Origin of the sequence: Mycobacterium sp., from assembly GCF_049673265.1 — a bacterium.
Taxonomy (GTDB): domain Bacteria; phylum Actinomycetota; class Actinomycetes; order Mycobacteriales; family Mycobacteriaceae; genus Mycobacterium.
In genome coordinates, this window is record NZ_JBATXN010000697.1 from 1 (window position 1) to 6,709 (window position 6,709).

Here is a 6,709-nt window from a genome sequence, read left to right on the forward strand (position 1 = left end):
CGCTGCAGCTGATCACCGATAACGGTGGCGCGGTGGTACAGCCGGCCGAGGACACCCCCTATGGGCGCCTCGCCGCGGCCACCGACCCGACTGGCACGGCGTTCAATCTGTCGTCGCTGCAGACGTAGCCGCTACTGTCGATGTATGACGCGCCTGCGCCCGGGTTGGTTGGTTGCACTGTTCGCCGCGATGGTGTCGTTGAGCTCGTGGCTGCCGTGGCTCACGACAGGCACAGGCGGCGGCGGCTGGGCCAACGCCATCGGTGGCAGCATCGGTAGCCTGCATCTTCAGCAGCACTTCGGGCCGGGTCAGCTGATCGTGTTGCTGTCGTCGACGCTGCTGGTTGCGGGCGCAATGGTCGGAAGGGACTTGTCAGCAAGGCAGGCATCGGTTGCCGCCCTGGTGATCTCGCTGCTGGTCTTCGCGCTGACCGTGTGGTACTACGACGTCTACGTCAAGACACCGGTGTCGGCCGCGTATGGCCTTTACATCGGCGCGGTCGCCGCAGCAGCGGCGGTGCTGTGCTCGGTGTGGGCGTTGGCGTCGGCGCTGCGCGGCGGCCGAACCCGCTAGCGCACGCTGACCTGCGCACCTTTCAGCGGCTGGGCGCATTGGTCGCAGATCAGCTGGCCGGTGAACGGCCGGCCGCAGCCGTGATGGGTGATCAGCACGGCCGGCCCCTCCGGCGCGTGAAACCATTGCTGGCCGCACCGCAACGCGGTGACGATCACCGGGAAGAATGCCCGGCCCTTTTCGGTGAGCTGATACCGGGCGTGTGCATGGGAAAGCACGCCGTTGGCGCAAAACGTCTGCAACCGGCCGGCCAGCAGGGTCGGTGGCGCACCAAGCTGAGGTTGAAAATCGGTGAAGCGGGTGGTTCCGAGAAAAGCGCACACCAACAGTGCAGCCGCCCAACGGTTTCCGAACACGCTCATGGTCTCCGGGAACAGCCCTGCTTGGTGCCGATTGCCTTCGGCGCTGGCGCGCCGACGGGTGACGGCCTCCGGTACCGAGCGCGGCCACGAGCCGCTTGGACCCCAGCGCGCGGTGACCTCCTTCTCGGTCACCACCTCGCCGCACGACCGGCAGGCCAGCATCGGCGCAAAGTCGCTACCGCACAAGGTGTGGCGCATCCCGGGAAGCCGGTGCACATGCTTGGGCACCCACCGTCGTTCCCATTCCCAGATCGACAGCAATACCGGCCAAAGCGCGCGGCCACGTCGGCTGATCAGATACTCGGCGCGAACCGGCTGGGTTTGGTAAACGCTACGAACCAGCAGTCCGTCCTCCGTCAGCGACCGCAATCGGTTGGTGAGCACCGAGTTTGAGATCGGCAGCCGCTCGATGAACTCGCCGTAGCGGGTAGCTCCCAACAATGCCTGCTGGATGATCAGCAGCGTCCATTCGTCGCCGAGCAACCCAAGGATTCGCCCAACGGCGTTGGTACCGCCGGGGGTCAGCGCGGTCGGGGTCGCTGCGTTCACAGCCCGATCGCGGCGGCGGGGGATTCGGCGGTATGCCAGCGTCGTAGCTGCTCGCCGGCTGCCCAGGTGGCATGAGTACCGCTGGAAATCCGTTCAGGCAGCGCGAGTTTGCATACCGGGCCATCGCCTACTCGTGCGGCATCGAAAACCAGACAGTAGGAGGCGTCCGCGTTCATATCGGTAGTCAGCGTGATCAGGTATCCGTCGTCCTCGCCGACACCGCCCAGTCGTGCAGCCATCGCGGCTTCACTACCGTAGATGCCGTCGCCGAACGGATAGCGCTCTTCGCCTCCGGTGTGCAGATCGTGTTTGATCAGCCCGTCGAACAGGAACCAACCCGGCTTGCCGGTGGCTGCATAGGTGTAGCGATAGTTATCGGTTGCGTAATCGGAGTTGATAGTTCCGAATTCGGTGATGGATTCCGATAATTGCTCTTCGGCCACGGCGCCGGTGACCAGGTTGAACCGCCACCGGTGCAGCCGGGCCTGCAGCCGATCCAGCGCCAGGAAGCGAAAGAGCTTGTCCCACTGTGTTTCTTGGGAGCCAAGCCCCCTGCCGCCGTCAAGCGGTTGCGGAGCGCCTTCGAAAAATCCGTCGAGCACGATCTCGTCACCGTCTTCGTAGGCGTTGACGAAGTGCAGCACGAACGTGGGGTCTGCCTCGAACCACCGGATGTCGCCCGTTTCGCCGCGACGGGGGACTACCGCGAAGCGGGATGGAATGTCGGGATAGAACCGCGGTAGATGTACATCGTGTTCGAGCAGTCTCGGATCCCAGAACAACGGAAAATCGTTGAGGATCACATAGTTTTCGGTGAATGCCATGTCGTGTGGCAGTCGCGGCCCGGGCAGCGGAACGTCGACGTAGTGGGCCAGTTGGTTGCTGTCGTCGACGACACCGTAGTGCATGTATGGGGCCCGCTTGCTGTAGTTGAAGAACAGCAACTCACCGGTTTTGGGGTCGACCTTCGGATGCGCGGACACCCCCCAGTCGACCGGGAAGTTTCCGTCCCAAGTCTCCTTACCGAGGGTATTCGCCGAGTACGGGTCGACTCGATATAGATCACCACACTGGTAGAAGCTGGTCAGCGCGATACCTCGGTGCACGATGACGTCGGTGCTCGACGCGTCCTTCATCCTGGTGCGGGCGCCCCAGCCCTGTTCGCGTTTGGCTAACTGCACCGGTTCGGCCAGGCCCGGCCACAGCGGGCCGCCGGCTTCGTTCTCGGCCAGGAAACCTTCGGTGCGGACAAAGCGGTTTCGGTAGAACGCTTTTCCGTCACGAAAGCCGACCACGTGCAGCATGGCGTCGCCGTCGAACGGGTGATAGGTCTTCAGCGCCGGGTGTAGCGGGTTTTCGGTGTTGCGCAGGTAAACGCCGTCGAGGTCGTGCGGGATTTCACCTTCGACGGCAATAAGGTCGTCGGCGTCCCACTCGGTGGTCTGCGGTCGCCACGGACCGGTCCGGTAGGGGTGGTCGTCGTCTTCGGGCAGGGTCGACAAGAATTTACCGACGATTTCGACATCCATTGGTCAGCCCTGGCTAACGACGAAGCTGACCGTGGTTGCGGTGCTACCGCCGAAGTTCAGCGTGCCAAAGGTTTTCGCGTTCTCGACCTGGTAGTCGCCGGCTGTTCCGCTGACCTGCCTGGCCGCGTCGACGAGCATGCGGACCCCGGACGCGCCGACCGGGTGTCCGCCACCGATCAGCCCGCCGCTGGGGTTGATCGGCAGCCGCCCGCCGATCTCGATTTCCCCGTTCTCGATGGCCTTCCACGATTCACCCGGCCCGGTCAGCCCGATGTGGTCGATCGCCAGATACTCGCTGGGCGTAAAGCAATCGTGGACTTCGATCCCGTCGAGGTCATCGAGCGAGGTCTGCGCGCGGCGCAACGCGTCCAGCACGGCTGCCCGCACGTGCGGCAGCACGTAGACGTCGTCGGCCGCGCGGTCCAGTTTCTGCCGCAGACCCAGCCCGACGGTGCGATGCCCCCAACCGGTGATGCGGGCGATCGGGTGCGCGCCGGGACGATCGCGCAGATATCTATCGGTCACCAGCACGATTGCCGCGCCGCCGTCGGTCATCTGGCTGCAGTCGAATCGGCGCAGCCGGCCCTCGATCGGCGGGTTTGTTGTGTCGTCGTCGCTGATCGGGTCGGGCACAGCCCATTCTCGGGTCTGCGCGTTGGGGTTTCGCCGCGCGTTGGCGAAGTTGAGTTGCGCGATCGCCCGCAGGTGGGTTTCGTCCAGGCCGTAACGGCGGTCGTACTCGTCGGCGACTTGGGCGAACATCGATGGCCAGAGGAATCGTGCGTCGGCTCCTTCGTGACCGGTCCACGCTGCGGCGCCGAGATGACGGGCTGCGGTATCGCCGGGGACCGTTTTCTCCAACTCGACGCCGACGACCAATGCGGTGTCGTAGTTGCCCGATCGCAGATCTGCCATCGCTGCCAGGGTCGCCACACTGCCGGAAGCACAAGCGGCTTCATGCCGCGACGCCGGGGTGTCCCACAGACCGTCGCACACCGTGGCCGGCATGGCGCCGAGGTGGCCCTGTTCGGCGAACATCTCACCAAACGCATTCGCGACATGTACGACGCCGATCTCGGCCGCGTCCACTTTGGCAGTGGCGAGTGCGGCTTCGACAACCTCGCTGGTCAGATCCGCGAAGTCGCGGCCTTCTTTGGTGAGGTTGCGGGCGAAATCGCTTTGGTAGCCGCCCAGAATCCAGACGTCGGTGTCCATAGCCGCACGCTACTACAACTAAGAGAGTGATACTACGTCCGATTAGTCAGACGTTCGCACCGATTGGCCGGATCTCTAGAGGCCGAGAAGAGAGACGGCCCCGTCGGCTCTCGGCTGAACCGACAGGACCTAAGTGAACACGCAGGTCGACCAACGCGCCCACCTTCCTAGCCTCATTACCGTCGGCGGCCATTGACAAACCTTGTAGTCGTTATCGGCTACTCGGATCCCCGCGCCACAACACGGCCCGGATCCGAACACCATTCCGACCACGACCCGGGAAACAACGCCGCGTGGTATCCCATCGTGGCGAGTGCCGCGAGTGTGATGGTGGCCGTGACACCCGAGCCGCAGTAGGCGCCGACCGGCACGTCGCGCTCGATGTCGTGATCGGAAAGCAGCCGGCTGAGCTCGCGCTGTGCGATAAACGTGCCGTCGGCTGCCAGCACATCGCTGCTGGGAAGATTCTTTGCGCCGGGAATATGACCGGCGACGCGATCGACCGGCTCGACTTCACCGCGGAAGCGTTCGGGTGCTCGTGCATCGAGCAGTGTCACCTCGGCAGCGTCGGCCTGCTGCGCCGTCAACGTCGGGAGTGCCCCGGCGTATAAATCGTTGTGCACCACAGCCACATTGCCCGGTGCGGGCGTGACCGCGCCGGTCGCCAAGGCGCCGCCGGCCGACCGCCAGGCTGACAGGCCGCCGTCCAAGATGCGCACACTTTTGATGCCCGCCGCGGTCAGCACCCACCATGCTCGCGACGAACCGGCGCGATTCCAGTCGTCGTAGACGACGGTGGGCACGCCCTCCCGGATGCCCCAACGTCGCGCGGACGTCTCGATGCTGCGTCCCGACGGCAGCGGGTGGCGTCCTCGTCCGGTGAGGGTGTGGTCGGTCAGTTCGTCCTCGAGTGACACGTAGACCGCGCCGGGGATGTGCCCGTGCAGATACGTCGCGTGGCCGTCGGGCTCGTCGAGTCGCCAGCGCACGTCGAGAATGGTTATCGCATCGCCCGAGTCGATGCGAGCGGTCAACTCCGCGGCACTGATGACAATTTGGGCGCGCGCATTCAATGACCGAACCTCCGATCGGTTAGGGAACCGGCACTCCGGCTCTCAAGAAATACAAGCCGGCGACGGTTCCGTCGTTATGGAAGGTCACTCGGAACTGGCCTGGCATTTGGGCCATGTGCAGTGGCACGTTCACCACGGTGAGATCGCCGCGCGGGACATCTTCCGGATCGCCATGGGATTGGTAGTTGCCGAGAACCTGCTGAGCTTCGGACCACGCCGACGCGAGCGCCTGAGACGTGAGTTTTTGCCGCATTAGGCTGTCGAAATGCGTTGTGACACAGTCGAAGTTTCCTTGCACGATTGCGTCAAGCATCTTCAGGGCAAGTTGGTCGTCGCGCGCCGGTGCGGGCTTGGCGGCGGCGGTGGAGGTGGCCGCGGCCCCACTGGACGTGGTCGATGCTGCTGTTGTCCCGTGGCTGCCCGAATGGCAGGCCGCGAGCGCGATACCCGCCGTGGCCAGTGCGGTACTCGCCGCGACGACGACCACGCCGCGGTTTGCGGTGATCAGTTTCTTGCGTGCGGCGGCGATCACATGTTCTCCGTTGCAGTCCGCAGCGCCCGGGCAGGGCGCGCTCTTAGCTATCGAACCATCCGCGCCGCGGACCGCCGCACACATTTTTCGCTCGCCTGTGCCCCCGGCAGTGTCTGATTTCAGGACATAGTTGGCAGCTGTCTCGCGACATAGTTGACACCACCCCCACATCCAGATACGGACACGGCCAACACGACGGCACCGATGACCACCACCCGGGAGATCACCACTACCGGTACGAGCCGCCAGCGCTTTCGGGTTGGTTGAGCATCGCCACTGGCTGTCATATGTGCTCTCCTGGTCGAATTTGTTCTGAGCAGTGTGCGGCTGGCGCCTGCCTGCCGTATACGAATTCGTCGACTTCGTTGTCGTCGAGCACTCGGACCGACGGCGAAAGTGCCTGAGCGCGTCGCTGATCCGGTCACTATCGAGATTCGATCACCGACACCGCGTTGTCCTTGGCGGTGACGTAGACGGTGTGGGTGCTCGGGTCCACCGCCACGACGCCAGGCTCCGTGCCGAGGGGCACGGTGGCGGTGACGGTGCGCCTCGACCCATCGATCACCGACACGGTGCCGTCGTTGTCGCCGTCGTTGATGACGTAGACGGTCTGGGTGCCTGGGTCCACCGCCACCCCGATCGCCACCCCGGCCGGATTCTTGCCCAGCGGCACGGTGCCGGTGACGGTGCGCGTCGAGGCGTCGATCACCGACACCGAGTTGTCGCCGTCGTTCATGTTGCTGACGTAGACGGTGTGGGTGCCCGGGTCCGCAGCCACGTTCGTGGCGCCGGGCACGGTGACGGTGGCGGTGACATTGCGCGTCGAGCCGTCGATCACCGACACCGTGCCGTCTACGGTGTTGGTGACGTAGACGG

Annotated in this window: 7 protein-coding genes and 1 pseudogene; 2 read left to right on the plus strand and 6 right to left on the minus strand. The window is 64.6% G+C overall.

Translation table 11 applies throughout. From position 1 onward, the window contains the following. Both WBF82_RS23630 and WBF82_RS23635 read left to right on the plus strand, forming a co-directional pair. A pseudogene (locus WBF82_RS23630) lies at positions 1 to 128 on the plus strand (VOC family protein); the annotation flags it as partial. Between the two features lie 16 nt (positions 129 to 144). Continuing rightward, positions 145 to 573 carry a hypothetical protein gene (locus WBF82_RS23635; protein ID WP_424385353.1) on the plus strand — a complete coding sequence of 143 codons (429 nt, stop codon included), beginning with the start codon at positions 145 to 147 and terminating at the stop codon, positions 571 to 573. On the opposite strand, the gene WBF82_RS23640 is transcribed toward WBF82_RS23635, so the two are convergent. From WBF82_RS23640 to WBF82_RS23665, 6 genes are all read right to left on the minus strand, one after another. Next, positions 570 to 1,484, minus strand: a complete 915-nt coding sequence (locus WBF82_RS23640; RefSeq protein ID WP_424385354.1) for a winged helix-turn-helix transcriptional regulator — start codon at positions 1,482 to 1,484, stop codon at positions 570 to 572. The genes WBF82_RS23635 and WBF82_RS23640 overlap by 4 nt on opposite strands. Beyond that, the gene (locus tag WBF82_RS23645; RefSeq protein WP_424385355.1) at positions 1,481 to 3,013 is read right to left on the minus strand and encodes a carotenoid oxygenase family protein; all 1,533 of its coding nucleotides are present in this window, start codon (positions 3,011 to 3,013) and stop codon (positions 1,481 to 1,483) included. Before WBF82_RS23645 ends, WBF82_RS23640 begins: the two co-directional genes overlap by 4 nt. A 3-nt stretch (positions 3,014 to 3,016) precedes the next feature. Continuing rightward, positions 3,017 to 4,228, minus strand: a complete 1,212-nt coding sequence (locus tag WBF82_RS23650) for an acetyl-CoA acetyltransferase (RefSeq protein ID WP_424385356.1) — start codon at positions 4,226 to 4,228, stop codon at positions 3,017 to 3,019. A gap of 218 nt (positions 4,229 to 4,446) precedes the next feature. Next, a complete protein-coding gene (locus tag WBF82_RS23655) occupies positions 4,447 to 5,301 on the minus strand; it encodes a sulfurtransferase (protein WP_424385357.1) in 855 nt (284 codons plus the stop codon). Between the two features lie 19 nt (positions 5,302 to 5,320). Next, the gene (locus tag WBF82_RS23660; protein WP_424385358.1) at positions 5,321 to 5,833 is read right to left on the minus strand and encodes a DUF3887 domain-containing protein; all 513 of its coding nucleotides are present in this window, start codon (positions 5,831 to 5,833) and stop codon (positions 5,321 to 5,323) included. 424 nt (positions 5,834 to 6,257) lie between these two features. Next, the coding region (locus tag WBF82_RS23665; RefSeq protein WP_424385359.1) for a YncE family protein at positions 6,258 to 6,709 on the minus strand (452 nt) is incomplete at its 5' end.

What these genes read in the sequence shown, in the direction of transcription:
- WBF82_RS23635 (WP_424385353.1), top strand. Translation starts at nt 145, where the DNA reads ATGACGCGCCTGCGCCCGGGTTGGTTGGTTGCACTGTTCGCCGCGATG.
- WBF82_RS23645 (WP_424385355.1), bottom strand. Translation starts at nt 3,013, where the DNA reads ATGGATGTCGAAATCGTCGGTAAATTCTTGTCGACCCTGCCCGAAGAC.
- WBF82_RS23650 (WP_424385356.1), bottom strand. Translation starts at nt 4,228, where the DNA reads ATGGACACCGACGTCTGGATTCTGGGCGGCTACCAAAGCGATTTCGCC.